General features: G+C 59.9%; 16 protein-coding genes. 5 read left to right on the top strand and 11 right to left on the bottom strand.

Annotation, left to right across the window (positions count from 1 at the left end):
- Positions 1 to 45: 45 nt before the first annotated feature.
- Both AC72UB_RS16250 and AC72UB_RS16245 read left to right on the top strand, forming a co-directional pair.
- On the top strand, positions 46 to 1356 hold the full coding sequence (locus tag AC72UB_RS16250; RefSeq protein ID WP_505190658.1) for a mechanosensitive ion channel family protein: 1311 nt from the start codon (positions 46 to 48) through the stop codon (positions 1354 to 1356).
- Positions 1349 to 2506, top strand: coding sequence for a TIGR03862 family flavoprotein (locus AC72UB_RS16245; RefSeq protein ID WP_505190657.1), 1158 nt, complete (start codon positions 1349 to 1351; stop codon positions 2504 to 2506). Before AC72UB_RS16250 ends, AC72UB_RS16245 begins: the two co-directional genes overlap by 8 nt.
- A gap of 76 nt (positions 2507 to 2582) precedes the next feature.
- Here the strand turns inward: AC72UB_RS16245 and AC72UB_RS16240 are convergent, their stop codons facing one another.
- Together AC72UB_RS16240 and AC72UB_RS16235 are read right to left on the bottom strand one after the other, a co-directional pair.
- Positions 2583 to 3014, bottom strand: coding sequence for a GAF domain-containing protein (locus AC72UB_RS16240; RefSeq protein WP_505190656.1), 432 nt, complete (start codon positions 3012 to 3014; stop codon positions 2583 to 2585).
- Between the two features lie 76 nt (positions 3015 to 3090).
- Positions 3091 to 3435 carry a hypothetical protein gene (locus tag AC72UB_RS16235; RefSeq protein WP_505190655.1) on the bottom strand — a complete coding sequence of 115 codons (345 nt, stop codon included), beginning with the start codon at positions 3433 to 3435 and terminating at the stop codon, positions 3091 to 3093.
- A 66-nt stretch (positions 3436 to 3501) separates the two neighbouring features.
- Between AC72UB_RS16235 and AC72UB_RS16230 the strand changes: the two genes are divergently transcribed.
- Positions 3502 to 3900 (top strand): OsmC family protein, encoded by a 399-nt coding sequence (locus AC72UB_RS16230; protein ID WP_463290649.1) that lies wholly within the window; start codon positions 3502 to 3504, stop codon positions 3898 to 3900.
- A 106-nt stretch (positions 3901 to 4006) separates the two neighbouring features.
- Here the strand turns inward: AC72UB_RS16230 and holA are convergent, their stop codons facing one another.
- The 4 genes from holA to AC72UB_RS16210 all read right to left on the bottom strand — a co-directional run bounded on the left by holA (position 4007) and on the right by AC72UB_RS16210 (position 8647).
- Positions 4007 to 5008, bottom strand: a complete 1002-nt coding sequence (gene holA / locus AC72UB_RS16225; protein ID WP_505190654.1) for a DNA polymerase III subunit delta — start codon at positions 5006 to 5008, stop codon at positions 4007 to 4009.
- Positions 5005 to 5505, bottom strand: coding sequence for an LPS assembly lipoprotein LptE (gene lptE, locus AC72UB_RS16220; RefSeq protein ID WP_505190653.1), 501 nt, complete (start codon positions 5503 to 5505; stop codon positions 5005 to 5007). The genes holA and lptE overlap by 4 nt, the downstream gene beginning before the upstream one ends.
- A complete protein-coding gene (gene leuS / locus AC72UB_RS16215; RefSeq protein WP_505190652.1) occupies positions 5492 to 8044 on the bottom strand; it encodes a leucine--tRNA ligase in 2553 nt (850 codons plus the stop codon). The genes lptE and leuS overlap by 14 nt, the downstream gene beginning before the upstream one ends.
- Positions 8045 to 8116: 72 nt before the next feature.
- Positions 8117 to 8647: a DUF3576 domain-containing protein gene (locus tag AC72UB_RS16210; protein WP_505190651.1), complete on the bottom strand. Its 531-nt coding sequence runs from the start codon at positions 8645 to 8647 to the stop codon at positions 8117 to 8119.
- A 313-nt stretch (positions 8648 to 8960) separates the two neighbouring features.
- On the opposite strand from AC72UB_RS16210, the gene AC72UB_RS16205 reads away from it, so the two are divergent.
- Complete coding sequence (locus tag AC72UB_RS16205) at positions 8961 to 9812, top strand: porin (RefSeq protein WP_505190650.1); 852 nt, start codon at positions 8961 to 8963, stop codon at positions 9810 to 9812.
- An 804-nt stretch (positions 9813 to 10616) separates the two neighbouring features.
- Here the strand turns inward: AC72UB_RS16205 and AC72UB_RS16200 are convergent.
- The 3 genes from AC72UB_RS16200 to AC72UB_RS16190 all read right to left on the bottom strand — a co-directional run bounded on the left by AC72UB_RS16200 (position 10617) and on the right by AC72UB_RS16190 (position 12085).
- Positions 10617 to 11144 (bottom strand): hypothetical protein, encoded by a 528-nt coding sequence (locus AC72UB_RS16200; protein ID WP_505190649.1) that lies wholly within the window; start codon positions 11142 to 11144, stop codon positions 10617 to 10619.
- Positions 11144 to 11689: a hypothetical protein gene (locus tag AC72UB_RS16195; protein ID WP_505190648.1), complete on the bottom strand. Its 546-nt coding sequence runs from the start codon at positions 11687 to 11689 to the stop codon at positions 11144 to 11146. The genes AC72UB_RS16200 and AC72UB_RS16195 overlap by 1 nt, the downstream gene beginning before the upstream one ends.
- A 120-nt stretch (positions 11690 to 11809) precedes the next feature.
- The gene (locus AC72UB_RS16190) at positions 11810 to 12085 is read right to left on the bottom strand and encodes a helix-turn-helix domain-containing protein (RefSeq protein WP_505190647.1); all 276 of its coding nucleotides are present in this window, start codon (positions 12083 to 12085) and stop codon (positions 11810 to 11812) included.
- 26 nt (positions 12086 to 12111) lie between these two features.
- Between AC72UB_RS16190 and AC72UB_RS16185 the strand changes: the two genes are divergently transcribed.
- On the top strand, positions 12112 to 13041 hold the full coding sequence (locus AC72UB_RS16185; protein WP_505190646.1) for a tyrosine-type recombinase/integrase: 930 nt from the start codon (positions 12112 to 12114) through the stop codon (positions 13039 to 13041).
- 47 nt (positions 13042 to 13088) lie between these two features.
- Here AC72UB_RS16185 and AC72UB_RS16180 read toward each other — a convergent pair whose 3' ends face one another.
- Entirely contained in the window at positions 13089 to 13904 is an 816-nt protein-coding gene (locus AC72UB_RS16180; protein ID WP_505190645.1) for a YdcF family protein, read from the bottom strand.
- Between the two features lie 78 nt (positions 13905 to 13982).
- Positions 13983 to 15611, bottom strand: coding sequence for an alpha-D-glucose phosphate-specific phosphoglucomutase (locus AC72UB_RS16175; protein ID WP_505190644.1), 1629 nt, complete (start codon positions 15609 to 15611; stop codon positions 13983 to 13985).
- Between the last annotated feature and the right edge of the window lie 145 nt (positions 15612 to 15756).

Raw genomic sequence — 15756 nt, 5'->3', positions numbered from 1 at the left:
CGGGGCACGCCCTTGGCAAGTCGGTAATGGTGGGGAGTGCAAAAGATGAACGGGAAGGGGGATTTTGCCGCGACGCTGACAGGCTGGGCGCATCAGGCGGGCGAGATTGCGCTGGGCTGGCTGTCCTCGCCTGCGGCTTGGTCGCAGTTTGGCCTTCTGGCCGTCGCCTATCTTGTGGCCCGCCTTGCCACGGCAAGGGTTACCCCGATCGTCATCCGCCTCTTGGACCCCGCCGCCAAGACTGGCCCTCTCCCCAATGCCCGCCGCTTTGCCCTGCGCTTTGTGCCATTGATGTTGCCGCTGATCGCCTATGGGCTGACCGCGATGGGCGAGGAGGTAACGCGCGCCACCTTCGGCTCGGGCGAGGTGATTGCCTTTGGCAAACGAGTGTTCATCTTCCTCGCCGCCCGCATTTTTGTGCGCGAGGTGCTGACCGACAGCTTCCTGCGGCTTTTGGGCAAATACGTGCTGATCCCGGTGGCCGCGCTTTATGTGCTGGGCGTTTTGGATGACATCACGCAGCGGTTGGATGAGACCGTGATTGCGTTGGGCAACATCCGCTTTTCGGTGCTGGCCCTGATCCGGGGGGTGATTGCCGGGGCGGTGCTGTTCTGGCTGGGGTCTTGGTCAAACCGGCAAAGTGCGAGCTACATCAAGGCTCAGGACGAGTTGCGCCCCGCCACCCGCGAATTGGCGGTCAAGGCGGTGGAAGTGATGATCTTTGGCGCGGCCTTCCTGCTTTTGCTGTCGATCATGGGCATTGATCTGACGGCGGTGGCGGTTTTGGGCGGGGCCTTGGGTGTTGGGATTGGGCTTGGCTTGCAGCAGATTGCTGCGAATTTTGTGTCTGGGATCATTCTGTTGATCGAAGGCCAGACCACGGTGGGCGATTACGTGGAGTTGGATGGCGGCGAGCGCGGCACCATCGTCAAGATGACCGCCCGCGCCTGTATTCTGGAGACGTTTGACGGCCGATGGATCGTGGTGCCGAACGATCATTTCATCACCACAAGGGTGGTGAATTATTCCGATCAAGGCAGCGCCAACCGCTATGAGGTGCCGTTCTCGGTCAGCTATGACACCGACATCAACCGGGTGCCCGAGATCATTGAAACTGCGGTGGCGGCCCTGCCCTTTGTGCTGCAAGATCCCGATGGCCCCGATTGCGAATTGCGCGGCTTTGGTGAAAGCAGCGTGGATTTTGCGGTGGAATACTGGGTGGCGGGCATTGATGACGGCAAGAACAAATACGCCAGTCAGGTGAATTTTGCGATCTGGAACGCGCTGAAAGCAGCGGGAATCGAGATGCCCTATCCGCATCGGGTGATTGAGATGAAGGGCGGTTCGCTTGGCTGATCTGCACCCCGATGCGCTGGTTGTCGGCGCGGGCCCGGCGGGGCTGATGGCCGCGGAAGAACTCGCGCGCGCTGGGCGACGGGTCTTGGTGGTGGAGGCCAAACCCTCGCCGGCGCGCAAGTTCCTGATGGCGGGGAAGTCGGGGCTGAACATCACCAAGGATGCACCACCAAACGACTTTCTCGCCGCCTATGACTGCCCCGCCCAGTTGCGCCCGATGTTGGAGCGGTTTGGCCCCGAGGAGGTGAAGGCGTTTTGTCGGGGCCTTGGGCAAGAGGTGTTCACCGGCTCATCGGGCCGGGTGTTTCCGGTTGCCATGAAAGGCTCGCCCCTGTTGCGGGCATGGCTGGCGCGGTTGTCAGGCTTGGGGGTTGAGCTGCGCAGCCGTTGGCGCTGGGTAGGGTTTGAGGGCGAGGCGCTGGCCTTTGACACGCCCGAGGGTCGGCAGGTTCTGCACCCGGCGGTCACCGTGCTGGCGCTTGGCGGCGCCAGTTGGGCGCGGCTGGGGTCGGATGCGGCTTGGGTGCCGTGGCTGGCCGAGAAGGGGGTGACGATCACCCCGTGGCAGCCAGCAAATATGGGCTTTGCGGTGAACTGGTCACCCCATATGGCGCGGCATTATGGGCAGGCGGTCAAAGGGGCCGCACTGATGGTTGGCCAGAGCCGCGAGCGGGGGGAGTTCGTGATTTCCGCCCGCGGGGTTGAGGGCGGCGGCATTTATGCCGTCAGCCGCACGCTGCGGCAGGGGGCGCGGCTGGTGATTGATCTGATGCCCGATCTGGCCTTGGCCGAGGTTGCGGCCCGGCTGGACCGGATGAAGTCTGGCGAAAGCACGGCCAACCGGCTGCGCAAGCTGGGGCTTGCCCCGGCCGCTGCCGCGCTGGTGATGGAGTGGGGCCGGGGGATAGATCTGGCGCAGGCTGTCAAGTCGCTGCCCGCGCCGCTGGCTGGTCCGCGCCCTTTGGATGAGGCGATTTCGGTGGCCGGTGGCGTGGCTTGGGAGGCGGTGACCGACGGTCTGGAACTGCGCACGCGGCCGGGTGTGTTCGTTGCGGGCGAAATGCTGGACTGGGAGGCCCCGACGGGCGGGTATCTGTTGACGGCCTGCCTTGCCACGGGGGCTTGGGCGGGACGGGCGGCGGCGGGCTAGGCCCTCCTCGGGCGACTTCGTCTTCTCGTCGGGGAGAGGAATGCCCGCGCCGCCGCGCATGATGCGCTGTGCTGCTTCAGCCTTGGCGCATCTGGGCTACGAGGGCCGCGTGGTTTTCGGTGACCAGCGCCTGATAGCCGGCCAGTCGGTCGGCGGTGAAGTGGTGCTCTTCGGCCAAGAGGTTCACGGTGCCGAGCACGGTTCCCGCCGCGACCACGGGGATGTTGATGCAAGAGCCGAGACCCAGCGAGGTGATGAGCGCGTGGTCAAAGAAATACTGGGCGAACTCGGTGGTCGTGTTGGCCACGAACACCTGTTGGCCGGTGATGCAGAAGTCATACCAGCCGTCACGGGTGAGGGGCTTGGTGCCGGATACCGGATAGTCCACCGGGTTCGAACTGTAGGCCCGGCGGGTGACACCGGCGGCCTCGTCTTGGGTGGTGATGGTGAAGAGCAGCGTGCCGAGGGCGGCGCAGGCGGCGTGCAGGTGGTCATAGGCGCTGGTCATCGGTTGGTCCCTTGATCTGGGCGCATCCGATCATGCAGCGTGGGCTTGTGCAAGGCTTGGGCGGCGGGTGTCTGGATTAGGTGGCTTCGGTCCGGGACTCGGCCATCACGCGCCAGCCCTCATCGGGCGAGGGCACCTCAGGCGTCTCGCCGGCTTGCCACAGGAAGAGCCGCACCAAAAGCGGGTCTTTCGGGGCGTCCTCTTCAGCCAGAACCTGCCAGTGCAGGCCAAAGCCTTCGTCCAAAAGGCCCTCGGCGTAAAAGGCGATTTCTTCGCCGTCGATCATGGCGTCGTCGTCGTCTTGCGCCTGCCAGAAGCCGTCCTCCCACCAGATCGCCTGCCCCTCAAGGTCGGGGTGGCGCAGGGTGAGCTTGTCCAAGGGGGCAAGGAATGTCTGGTGTGGGGTTGGGGTGGGGGCCATACTGGGGTTCCTTTTGCGAATAGGCATGGCAGAGGCCGTGCCCGGGATCAAGCGGTGGAGGCAGGCATGGACTATCGGGTGGTGGCGCATCGCGTCGATGCGAACGGCAGTCTGGCGCAGGCCAAATCGGCGGAAGTCGTCTTGGGCACCGATATGGCGGGGCGGCAGGATGCGTTCAATCCGGTGGAGCTTTTGTTGGCGGCGCTGGCGGCCTGCATGATCAAGGGCGTGGAGCGTGTGGCGCCGATGCTGGCGTTTCAGTTCACCACCGTCGAGGTGCGGCTTGAGGCGGACCGGCAGGACAGCCCGCCCAAGCTGGTGGCGATCCGCTATGAGATTGTCATGGGCAGCGATGAGCCAGACGCCCGGCTGGACCTGATGCACCGCAACATCCTGAAATATGGCACGATTTCGAACACATTGGCCGGGGCGGTTCCCTTGGCGGGCAGTTTGCGGCGGGCGTGAAGGAGGGGGGCTTCACGCCCCCCCCGCGGGATTTGTGCCAAATCCCGCGCCCCCCGTGGAGTATTTTGGCCAAGATGAAATCAGATCTTGGATGAGGTATTGGGTTTCAGCGCTTCATCATTGCCAGACGGATCAGCGCGCGTTCCATCACCGCCATGGCGGGGGCCTTGGAGGTGGAGCGCAGGGTCAGGTCGGTGTCGACCAAGAGTGCCAGCGCCTGTTCCAGCGCCCGCAGGCCCCATTGGTTGGCTTGGCGCTGCACCGCGTCGCGCAGTTTGAAGATCACGCGGGCCTTGTTGATGCCGTTTGGATCGGCTGCGACCAGATGGAGTGTACGAAAATGGCGCAGGGCGGCGATGCAGATGGTGACGGGCGCGGTGCCTTGGCCTTCGAGCCGTCTGAGCAAAGGGCCGATGGCGGGGGCGCGGCCCTCGGCGGTGGCGATCACGAGGTCATCCACCTCGGCCTCGATGGTGGCGGGTGCCATGGCGGCAACCTCGGCGGGGGTCAGGGGCGTGGCATCGCCCCACTTGTAAAGCGCGATCTTCTCCAGCGTCTGGCGAAAGTCGCCGGGATCAAGCGCGCGGGCCAAGGCGGAAAGATCGGCCATGGCGGTGGGGTCGATCTGGGTGAGACCGGCTTTTTTCAGCGCATCTTCAATCTCTTCGCGCGAGGGCGGGTCGTCGTAAAGGCCGATGCAGACCGCGCTTGGGTGCTTTTCAAACAGCGTTTTCAGCGCGGATTTTGCGGTGAGCCCGCCTGCAGTGACGGTGATTTGGGCATCACCGGGTTTCCAGTCTTTCAGGGCGGCGGCGATGGTGTCGGTCAGGCCGTCAGTGGCATCTTCGACAAAGGCGACACGCGGGCCGGGGAAAAAGCCGACCGCCTTGATCGCATCAAAGAGCGCGGCGGCGTCTTTGCGCAGTTCGGATGCCGCGATGCGGGTTAGGCGCATCTCGGCCTCGCCCTCGGGGCCGATCAGGGCGGCGATGGCCTCTTGACGCCTCAAAGCCACGCGCATCGGATCGGCGCCAAAGATCAAAAGGCCCGCATGGGCCGGGTTGGGCTTGGCGCAATAGCGGCTGGCCTCCACCCCCTTAAGGATCATGGGGTGAACCGGACCGAGGCGGCGAGGATTTCCGCAGCGATTTGGTCGGCAAGGATCACCATCAGCCGCTTGGCCGCGTCTTGTTCGGCGGCGACTGCGGCGACTGTGGCGCTGGTGGCCGACCATGAGGTGAAGTTCTCGGCCGTACCGCCCGCAATGCGGGTGTCGCTTTCGGTGTCGGTCAACGACCAGTCAACCCGGCCTTTGAGATTGTAGCGGGTGATCGTGGTGTCGGTGGCAAAGCCGACGCCGACCGATTGGGTGGTGATGGTATAGGCCAGCCCATAGCGCGGGTCTTTGCTGCGGCCAAAGCGGGCCTCAATCGCGGTGACGAAGTCAAAGCCATTCTTGTCGCCCGGGTCGGCGGCGCGGATGCGACCCTGCAGCCCTTGGGCGGGGCCCGCGGGGCCATAGGCCGGCGTAAAGCCGCAGGCGGCCAGAACGGCTGGCAGCGCCAGCGGGAGCGTCAGGAGGGTTCGGCGGTTAAATGACGACATTGATGATGCGCCCTGGCACGACGATGATCTTCTTGACCGGCTGGCCAGCCAAGAATTTGACCACATCATCATTGGCCAGAGCGATCTTTTCAACCTCATCAGCGGGCATGTCTTTTGGCACGCTGATTTCCGCCCGCCGCTTGCCGTTGATTTGGATCGGCAGGATGACCGTATCATCGATCAAAAGCGCTGGATCGGCCTTGGGCCAAGGGGATTGGGCGCAGAGGCCCGCGCCGCCTTGGTAGGTCCAAATCGATTCGGCGATATGGGGGGTCATCGGTGACATGAGTTTGGCCAAGGTGCGGATGGCGTCTTTCATGGCCGGGGTGGAGGCATTGGCGCGACTGATGGTGTTGGTCAGGCCGTAAAGGGAGGCGATGGCTTTGTTGAAAGCGAAGGTTTCGATCGCGCGGGTGACCTCGTCGATGGCCTTCGCGACGCTGCGGGCCAACTCCTCGTCGCCTTCGCCTTTGTGATCCGCAGGCATCTGGCCGATGCGGTCGCAAATGCCCCAGACGCGGGAGAGGTGTTTGTAAGTCGCCTCGGCGCCGGAGGCTGTCCATTCCACATCCCGCTCGGGCGGGCTGTCGGACATCACGAACCAGCGCGCGGTGTCGGCACCGAAGGACGCGATGATGTTCATCGGGTCGACGACGTTTTTCTTGGATTTCGACATCTTGGCCGAGGGGATGACCTCAACCAAGGTGCCGTCTTTCAAGGTGGCACCAGATTCGCTGCGAATGATGTCTTCGGGCAGGTGGTAGACCGGGCGATCCTTGGCATCGCGGGTCATGTAGATTTCATGCGTCACCATGCCTTGGGTGAAGAGCGCGTTGAACGGCTCAATCGCTTTGGCGGGCAGGTGGCCAGTCTTGTGCATCGCGCGGGCGAAGAAGCGGGAGTAGAGCAGGTGCAGGATCGCATGTTCGATGCCGCCGATGTATTGGTCGACGTTCATCCAATAATCGGCATCTTCCGCCACGGTGGGCGTGGTGGCGCGGGGCGCGGTGAAGCGGGCGTAATACCATGACGAGTCGACAAAGGTATCCATCGTGTCGGTTTCGCGCCGGGCTTTCGCCCCGCATTTCGGGCAGGTGCAATCGCGCCAGGTCGGGTGACGGTCCAAGGGGTTGCCGGGGATGTCGAAGGTGACATCATCGGGCAGTTGGACGGGCAGGTTTGCCTTCTTCTCGGCCACCACACCGCAAGTGGCGCAGTGGATCACCGGAATCGGGCAGCCCCAATAGCGCTGGCGGGAAATCCCCCAGTCGCGCAGGCGGTATTTGGTGACGCCTTGGCCGTAACCCTTGGACTCCGCGTGGGCGATGGCGGCAGCAACGCCCTCTTCGCCGGTCTGAACGGCATTGCCCGTAAAGCCGCGAATGTAGGTGACTTTTTCCGATTTCATCGGAACGTAAGCTTCGGTGAGTGCCGCATCAGCACCGTCAGCCGAGAACACCAGTTTGATCGGCAGGGCGTATTTGGTGGCAAAATCAAAATCGCGCTGGTCATGGGCCGGGCAGCCGAAGATCGCGCCGGTGCCGTAATCCATCAGGATGAAATTGGCGATCCAGACCGGGAGTTCCCAAGACGGGTCCAAGGGATGCTTGACGCGGATGCCGGTGTCCATGCCGATCTTTTCCGCCGTTTCCAGCGCCTCGGCGGTGGTGCCGCCCAGACGGCACTGGGCGAGGAAGGCGGCAACCTTGGGGTCGGCTTCCAGCGTTTTGGCCAAGGGGTGATCTGGCGAGATGGCGGCAAAGCTTGCGCCCATCAGCGTGTCGGGGCGGGTGGTGTAAACCTCAAGCTTTTCAAAGCCCTTCGGTGCGCCGACGGTGTCAAAGGCAAACTGCAACCCGCGCGATTGGCCGATCCAGTTGGCCTGCATCAGCCGCACCTTTTCGGGCCAATCCTTCAGCCCGTCCAAAGCGGTGAGGAGTTCTTCGGAATAATCGGAGATTTTGAAGAACCATTGGGTCAGCTCGCGCCGTTCCACTGCAGCACCAGACCGCCAGCCCTTGCCGTCGATCACCTGCTCATTGGCGAGAACCGTCATATCGACCGGGTCCCAGTTGACGACGGCGGCTTTGCGGTAAACCAACCCCTTTTCCATCATGTCGATGAACATCGACTGCTGCTGGCCGTAATATTCCGGGTCGCAGGTGGCAAATTCGCGGGACCAGTCGATCGACAGGCCCAAGGGCTTCATTTGATCGCGCATGTCGGCGATGTTGCCGTAGGTCCATTCCTTGGGGTGGCCGCCCCGCTCCATGGCGGCGTTTTCGGCGGGCATGCCGAAGGCGTCCCAGCCCATCGGGTGCAGCACGGAGAACCCCTGCGCCATCTTATAGCGCGCCACCACATCGCCCATCGTGTAGTTGCGCACATGGCCCATGTGGATGCGCCCCGACGGATAGGGGAACATTTCCAAGACGTAATACTTGGGCTTGGCCGGATCCCGCCGCGCGGTGAAGGCACCGGCCTTATCCCAGGCGGTTTGCCATTTCGGTTCGATGGAGCTGGGTTCGTAGCGCGACATGTCTGGCCTCAAAACGTTGCCCGGCGGGATTACACCGCCGCAGGGCCAAAGGTCCAGACAGATTGAGCCGCGTTAGAGCTTGCTGTCTTGCACGCGCAACTGCCGCGCGCGCGTCAGGATAGCGTCTTCAACGGCGCGCACCGTGGCCGGGTCCACATCACCGCCGCCGCGCGTTTGCAGCGAGAGCTTCAGGCTGCGGGCATCAAGGGCCGGGTCTTGCACCAAGATCGTGGCCTTGTAAGCCCGGCCGCTGCCCGGTGGCGTGCCATAGCCGGTGACGATAACGCCCGAGAAGGGATCCACCGATTCGATGGGGAGGAAGTTCAGCACCTCAAGGCTTGCCGCCCAGATGTAGCGATTCACTTCCAAAGAGGTGTTCGCGTCGGTGCTATTGTTAAACAGATCCCAAATCGTGCTTTCGCTTTCGCCTGCCTGAGCGGCATTTCTGCCTCGGGCTGGGGCGGCTGCCTCTCCTTGGGCCTCTGTTTGCGCCCTGTTGCCACCTCCAAACAGGTTGCTGCTGCCGATGCCGCCACCGCAGGCCGATAGGCTTGCCACGGCAAGAACAAGAAAAGCGTTGCGGGCAAGGCGTTGCACGGTCATTCGGGCCCCCGGGGACAATCTGCCTTGTTGTCTAGCCGAGGGTGCGGGGTGGAACAAGGCTTTTTGCCAAGCACATGCGCGCGATGCGGGCATGTGCCCAACCGCTGAGCGCCACATGCCGGACCATAGGCCAGCGGCGATGCGGCCATCCTGGGGCGCAATTGCACTGTGACATTGCTGCACCAGCCGCCCGCTTCTTCCCCGGCCACGGCGGGTCATGATTGCAATCAGGAACGCTTGGGGCGAGAAACGCTCCATACCCAATTCGGATTCCCCTGAGTTGGGCACCACCTTTGACACAAGAGGGAAAACGATGAAAAAGGTTCTTCTCGCGACTACTGCCCTGGCTCTGTCCGCAGGCGTCGCTTACGCTGAAATTTCCATGTCTGGCTCGGCTCGCATGGGTTTGTACTACGATGGCGCTGACACCACTCTGGATAACCGCTTCACCGTCAACATCGACGGCAAGGTGGAAACCACTTCGGGTCTGACCTTCGGCGCTCGCATGCGCATCCGCTCGAACGATGGTGCCGTAACTGCTCCGAACGGTGCTCGCGTTTACATGACGTCTGGCCCTGTCACAGTTGCCGTCGGCAACATCAACGGCGCTATCGACTCGATGCCGAACCTGTACCACTCGGAAGTCGGGTATGCGTACAACATTGCTGCTGGCGACGTGGTTACCGTGAACTATGATGGTTATTCGTCGAATGGTGGGCAGCTCGGCGCTGAAGTCATCTATTCGTCCGACTCATTTGGCGCACACCTCAGCGTGACCGACTCGTCCCTGGGTTCGACAGCCAATCGTACTGCTGCTCACATCTCCTACACCGTTGGTGGCTGGACCTTGGCAGTTGGCACGCAGCAGGATGACGTTGCCGGCAACGATTTGACTGTTGTGACCGCTGCTGGCGCCGTGGGCGATTACGGTATCGGCTTCTCGGCTGCTGACAATGACGGCACCACCAAGATGACCTTGGCTGGCTCGGCCACCATGGGCGCAACTGGTGTTTCGGCTTTCGTGTCTGACGAAGAAGGCGCAACAGACATCGCTTTCGGTCTTGGCCTCACCTACGACCTCGGCGGCGCTTCGCTGGGGGCTGGTGTCCAGCAAGATCATGCTGGTGACAACGCAGCTGAAGTCGGCGTGTCGTTCTCGTTCTAATCTGATCCAGTTAGTTTAACGGAAAGAGCGGGCTTCGGCCCGCTCTTTTTGTTTTGTATTGGGCCATTGGGGTGGTGGGATACGTTATCGGTCGTTTGCCTCGTTTTTGCTTATTGCAAGGGCGTCGAACGCTGTTTTGGTCGGACTGCGAAGCTTGCAAGACACCCCTAATCCGAGTGATCTGCCCTGCCCCAGAAATTCAATGAATGCTGAAACGGCGTCATGATGATGAGCATGTTTTACGGGTCTTCGTTTAGCAGACGTCGGGAGATTTTTTGATCGAGAAGCAACGTTTCGCTTTAGGTAAACAAACACACACAACCAATTCGCGTCATGATGTTGAGGTCACAAAGCCATCGAAATAGAGAGGGATCAGACCTCGAAAGTACCGCCCTTCGATTCGAAATCGTGGGCAGAATGGTTTGAGAAAAACCCGGTAAGCGAAGACTTTATGGTCGAATATGACCAGCCGACGGAGCAACTCCGCGACGACGTCGATGTGCAATCCGATGAAAGCGATTGAGGGCTTTGTTGCCGTTTTGTAATCGTGGCACTTCCTCGATCAAATCAGAAGTTGTCATGTTTTTTGGGGGGAAGTGATCGAGCGCTGCTTGAAATCGCGCAGGATCGATTGGTGGCGTCGCTGCGGAATCTCTCTGATTGAGAGATGGCCTCCAAGCGTCACGATTAAAAATGCGATGGCGCGCCACAAGCGCCAAAACGAATGACCTTAATATATTGATTTATATTGATTAATTTTATAAACACACAACCTTAAAGTGCAATTGGCTTCGTTTTGGATAATCACTGCAAAAGTGACTTGAGGGCCCTGGATTGAGCCGCCTCAGCGTCTGACAAAGAGCGGCGGCGGCGTTTGTAGCGCCTGCGAATGGTGCCACCGCCGCCAAAGGCCGCTTCCCTGAGAACAGATAGAGCCATGGGTACGTGGTTACCATCAATATTCAAAGTTTTGAGGACTTCGATGAGGGTTCCCTCATCAATAGCGTCTGCATCCGTCTCATAGGTGTGGCCATCATCCACGGCGGTACCTCTTTCGAGCTCTGTCTTTTGAACTCTTTTGAGAATGACCTCAGACCTTGCCAGCCGCGCGACCTTGCTTGCGATGATAGGATCTCTGGGGTCCACTCCGGCCCTGAGGAGCTCTTCCTCAATCATGTCGACGATGGGTGACATCTCCTTCCACTCAATAACGGAGTAGTCGCCATGCTTTCTCGAATTGAGGGAGGACCTGCTCTTTCCGAGCAATGTCTTTGGGCCTGTGCTGTTGAGAGCGTTGCGGCGATTGGCGGCAATTTGAGCTTTGGTCGCCATCAGATGACCTCAACGGCATCTTCGACATCCTCACTCGGGGGTCGATTTGACTGAAGCCTGTGGTAGTCATCGCGCAATGATCTGCGTCTGCGCTCCAAATCAGAAACCCTCCCCTCGTGGTAAACGATGTGGTCAAGCTTGTCGCTCATCGCGACAGCCGTGATCTCTGACTTTGTTACCCCCTTACTTGCGATCATCGACAGTGTATGCCTGTCGCCCGCAAGGAGGGCTGTGCCATCCTCGACATCTTCTGAGTAGCCGTAGCCTGGACTTGACTTACCGGCTGCGCCGTTGGCCCGCACGCCAGCCGCGTGACGTCGAAACTGGTCACGAACGAAGGACGCGACCATTCTCCTGTGGCGAGAGATTTCCCACTCGATCAAGACCAAATTCATGGCGAGGCTATGCTGGTAGCGCGTTTGCGGCTTCAGCTCCGCCAAGAGGTCATCGCGGAAGTCTTTGAATTCCTGAGGGTCCTCGTCGGGCAGAAGTGCATCAAGGCCAGCCTTTTCGAGATTTGGCTCTGTTTTGCTTGTCCTTGCCATCAATGCCTCCGTGGTAGTTGGATGGAGACAAGAATACTCAATATTTAGTGGTTTCGAAAGACTTTAGCACAAGGGCGCGGTTTGCAGATTTGCAATAAACCAAAAAGATGTTTGCTAAATTTATGATCGTAATCTGATTACGATCCCGGGGGAGCCGTCTGGAGCTGTGATGAACTCAATGCCATGCGCTTCGAAGGTGCCTTTAATGAGGTGTAGGGTCGCAGTTGTGATGTTTGGTAGATCGGATGCGGCCTCTATCCGCTGCACTGTCTTTCGCGAAAGCCCACAATGAGCAGCTAGTTGGTCTGCTGACCAACCAATAGATGCCCGCGCAGCGCGTACTTGGCTCGGATGGAGCACTTGACAAGCTTTCCAAAATGACCCCTTTTGGGACATATGAGTTTCAATATTGGACTTAAACTATGCACGACTGGCGAGAAAACTTCAAGCGTCTCGAAGGCGCCTACGCGCCCGCGACAATCCGCGGTTACAAGGCAGACTTTGAAGCATTTGCGAGGTGGTGCGCGCGCAACGAAGCACTGCCGATCCCGGCAGAGCGCAGTTCGATCATCATGTTCATGGAGGAGGAGGCGCAAATCTGCGCGATGAACACCATCGAGCGACGACTTCACGCGATCCGCCGGGTGCACAAGCTCTTAGGCCTGTCAGATCCGACGGATGATGAAGACGTCAGGCTGGCGTTCAGAAAGGTCAGGCGATCAAAATTCGCGAGACCGAAGCAGGCGAAGGGCCTGACATCAAATTACTTGAAACGTTTTCTGGAAGCTCAGCCCGACAATCTGATCGGCCTGAGAAACAGAGCGATGATTTCTGTGGGGTATGAGCTTTTGACGAGAAGGTCGGAACTTGTGGCCTTGCGCGTCGAAGACTTGGAGTTTCGCAGCGACGGGACCATCAAGGCCATAATTCGTCGCAGTAAGGCTGACCCCTTCGGCTACGGTCGGCTGGCATTCACGTCTCGTGACACCGCAGATCTGGTCAAGGAGTGGCTGGATCAGCGCGCGATCGACACTGAAATGCTGTTTTGTCCGGTCTATCATGGCAAGGCTGTGGACCGCGCAGTGACAGTCATGACTGTGAGGCGCGTTGTATCGGAGACGGCGGTAAGGGCCGGCATTCCGAAGGAGGAAGCAAAACTCTTCAGCGGCCACTCGATGAGGGTCGGCGCAGCACAGGACTTGCTTTGTCTCGGCTACGACGGCATCGCGATTATGAGGGCGGGCGGCTGGAAATCGCCTCAGACGCTGCTTCGATACGTCGAGGCGGCGGAACACAATGTCTGGCAGGGGAGAGGTTCGCTGAACTCTTTGTCGCGCTCAGGACAGAACTAGCAGTTCTGAAGGGGAAAACATTTGAGATGAAAATAAATGGAGTATGCCTAGTTTTGGACCGCCAAGCAGTCTGAAATTTCAATTGCGTCGGAAGTTCGTCTTGTGAGGCTGTAGGCGGCTAAGCCGATCCACTCCCTCACTCCAGTGTTTAGGTCGTTCAAATTGAGTGCGAAATTCCAACCGATCCTGTCGACGAATCCGCCTGTGCGATAGTCTGTCGGCCATGGAACGATATTCTTCCATCCAGTGGCGCAGAAACTGGCAACGGCCCTTCTCAAGTGAAACGCACTGGTTACCAAAAGCCAGTCGCCCTCTGCATTGTCTGGAGCAAGCTCCAAAGACATGGTGGCATTCTCAACAGTGTTTCGAGAGGTTCCCTCTAGGATCAAACGGCTTTTGTCTAAGCCCGCGCCAATGAAAATGTCTTGAGCGATCTCCGCTCCTGAAGCGCCACCCATCAGGCGACCGCTGCCCCCAGTAAAGAGAACAATCGCTTCAGGGTGCTTATGTGCCAGAGAGAGTGCTGTGATGAAACGATCTCCTGCGTCGCCGGTGTTAGGCTGGGACCAAACGTTGGACTGAATGTCACTCTCGCCACCGCCGAGGACGACAATGCCTGCGACTTTGCGAACTTCAGGATGAGTTGGGTAGGTCTTCTCCAGAGGTCTCAGGAAGGCGTCACCAACTGGAAAAATTGCGACTAGGCAGCATGCAAGAATTGAAACCAAACTTAACGACTGCCCGAGCCTCACCCGCCCCGCGCGCAAAAGTAGCCAACCAAGGGCAAAAAGTAGCAGAAACATGGTCTCCGGGCGCACAAGAACCCAGATGAGCTTTGATGCTATTAAGAACAGGCTATCCAACCTGTAAGTTAGTTTTCATGTTTGAAACTGGAAAGGCGTTTTGCTCCAGCTGCATTTTGGGATTAGCCATTTGAGCTATCAGGTCACGACATCTGGGCTTAGGCCACCGGTTTGCTCGGCGATCCCCGCAATCGCCTCGGCGGCCGCAATCACGGGGGCCAATGCCTCTTGCGGATCAAGATCAAGGCCCAAGGGCCCCGGCGCATAGCGTTCGAGATACAGCCGCAGCGTCGCCCCTTCCGTGCCGGTGCCAGAAAGCCGCATCACAAACCGCGCGCCCCCTTCGAACATCACCCGCACGCCCTGCCCCTTGGAGACAGTGCCATCTACCGGATCTTCATAGTAAAAATCATCCGCCGCTGTCACCGTCAGCCCCGCCATCTGCCGACCCGGCAGGCTGGGCAGGCTGGCGCGCAACGCCGCCATCATCGCATCTGCCCGCGAGGTCTCAATCGCCTCATAATCGTGGCGGCTGTAATAGTTGCGGCCAAAGCGCGTCCAGTGATCGGCCATGATCTCGGCCACCGACAGGCCCCGCACCGCCAGAATGTTCAGCCACAACAGAACCGCCCAAAGCCCGTCCTTCTCGCGCACATGGTCGCTGCCGGTGCCAAAGCTTTCCTCACCGCACAGCGTCACCTTTCCCGCATCCAAAAGGTTGCCAAAGAACTTCCAGCCCGTCGGCGTCTCATGGCACGCAATTCCCAAAGCCGCCGCCACCCGGTCCAACGCCGCCGAGGTGGGCATGGACCGCGCCACGCCCGCCAGACCCTTGGCATAGGCCGGGGCCAGATGTGCGTTGGCGGCAAGCACCGCCAGACTGTCCGAAGGCGAGATGTAAATCCCACGCCCCACCACCATATTGCGATCGCCATCTCCGTCGCTCGCCGCGCCGAAATCAGGGGCGTTTTCTCCCATCATCTCCGCCATCAGCGCATGGGCCCATGTCGGATTGGGGTCGGGATGCAGCCCGCCAAAATCGGGCAAGGGGGTGGCGTTGACCACGGTGCCCTTGGCAGCACCCAAACGGTTTTCAAGAATTTCAACGGCATAGGGCCCGGTGACCGCATTCATCGTATCCATCCGCATGCGAAACCCACGTTGAAAGAGGGCGCAAATGGCGGGGAAGTCAAAAAGCCCTTCCATCAACGCGGCGTAATCCGCCACAGGATCGACCACATCGACGACCATGTCACCGATGTGCTGGCGTCCGATCCGGGTAAGATCGATGTCCTGCCCCTCCCAGATGCGATACTCAGCCATGGTCGTGCTGCGCGAATAGATCGCCTCGGTCACGCTTTCAGGCGCGGGGCCGCCGTTGGGCATGTTGAACTTGACCCCGAAATCCTCCTCCGGCCCGCCAGGGTTATGACTGGCAGACAGGATAATCCCGCCATCCGCTTTGTTCAGCCCTATCAGATGGCTGGCCGCCGGAGTTGACAAAATCGCTCCCTGCCCAACGATCACCCGCGCCACCTCATTGGCCGCAGCCATCGCCAAGATCACCTGCGCGGCGCGTTCGTTGAAATAGCGCCCGTCGCCGCCCAGAACAAAGGTTTTGCCAAGCCCGCCCACCACATCGAAGGTCGCTTGGACAAAGTTCTCCAGATACTGCGGTGCCATGAAGACCTTGGTCTTTTTGCGCAACCCGCTGGTGCCGGGCTTTTGGCCCGCAATCGGCCGGGTCGGAATTCTCCGCAGGGTCATTTACAACCAAGAATAAGACCCACTGATGGGTGATCGATCGCTAGCATTTGGCACCATCCAGATAACGATATTCTTTTCATGATAAGCTTCTCAAGGTCTCAAAAAGAGCCGAACCAAAAGCAAACAGCTATTGTCTCAGCTCTGT

It is taken from the genome of Allotabrizicola aquatica (SeqCode) (assembly GCF_965194375.1).
GTDB lineage: Bacteria > Pseudomonadota > Alphaproteobacteria > Rhodobacterales > Rhodobacteraceae > Tabrizicola_A > Tabrizicola_A aquatica.
The sequence above is the reverse complement of the archived record's forward strand: the minus strand, read 5'-3'. Positions and strand labels throughout refer to the sequence as shown.

Coding starts and splice junctions, on each gene's coding strand:
- AC72UB_RS16190 (WP_505190647.1), bottom strand. CDS start 12,085: ATGTCCCAAAAGGGGTCATTTTGGAAAGCTTGTCAAGTGCTCCATCCG.
- AC72UB_RS16250 (WP_505190658.1), top strand. CDS start 46: ATGAACGGGAAGGGGGATTTTGCCGCGACGCTGACAGGCTGGGCGCAT.
- AC72UB_RS16240 (WP_505190656.1), bottom strand. CDS start 3,014: ATGACCAGCGCCTATGACCACCTGCACGCCGCCTGCGCCGCCCTCGGC.
- lptE (WP_505190653.1), bottom strand. CDS start 5,505: ATGTCGTCATTTAACCGCCGAACCCTCCTGACGCTCCCGCTGGCGCTG.
- leuS (WP_505190652.1), bottom strand. CDS start 8,044: ATGTCGCGCTACGAACCCAGCTCCATCGAACCGAAATGGCAAACCGCC.
- AC72UB_RS16230 (WP_463290649.1), top strand. CDS start 3,502: ATGGACTATCGGGTGGTGGCGCATCGCGTCGATGCGAACGGCAGTCTG.
- AC72UB_RS16235 (WP_505190655.1), bottom strand. CDS start 3,435: ATGGCCCCCACCCCAACCCCACACCAGACATTCCTTGCCCCCTTGGAC.
- AC72UB_RS16185 (WP_505190646.1), top strand. CDS start 12,112: ATGCACGACTGGCGAGAAAACTTCAAGCGTCTCGAAGGCGCCTACGCG.
- AC72UB_RS16205 (WP_505190650.1), top strand. CDS start 8,961: ATGAAAAAGGTTCTTCTCGCGACTACTGCCCTGGCTCTGTCCGCAGGC.
- AC72UB_RS16200 (WP_505190649.1), bottom strand. CDS start 11,144: ATGGCGACCAAAGCTCAAATTGCCGCCAATCGCCGCAACGCTCTCAAC.
- AC72UB_RS16175 (WP_505190644.1), bottom strand. CDS start 15,611: ATGACCCTGCGGAGAATTCCGACCCGGCCGATTGCGGGCCAAAAGCCC.
- AC72UB_RS16210 (WP_505190651.1), bottom strand. CDS start 8,647: ATGACCGTGCAACGCCTTGCCCGCAACGCTTTTCTTGTTCTTGCCGTG.
- AC72UB_RS16195 (WP_505190648.1), bottom strand. CDS start 11,689: ATGGCAAGGACAAGCAAAACAGAGCCAAATCTCGAAAAGGCTGGCCTT.
- holA (WP_505190654.1), bottom strand. CDS start 5,008: ATGATCCTTAAGGGGGTGGAGGCCAGCCGCTATTGCGCCAAGCCCAAC.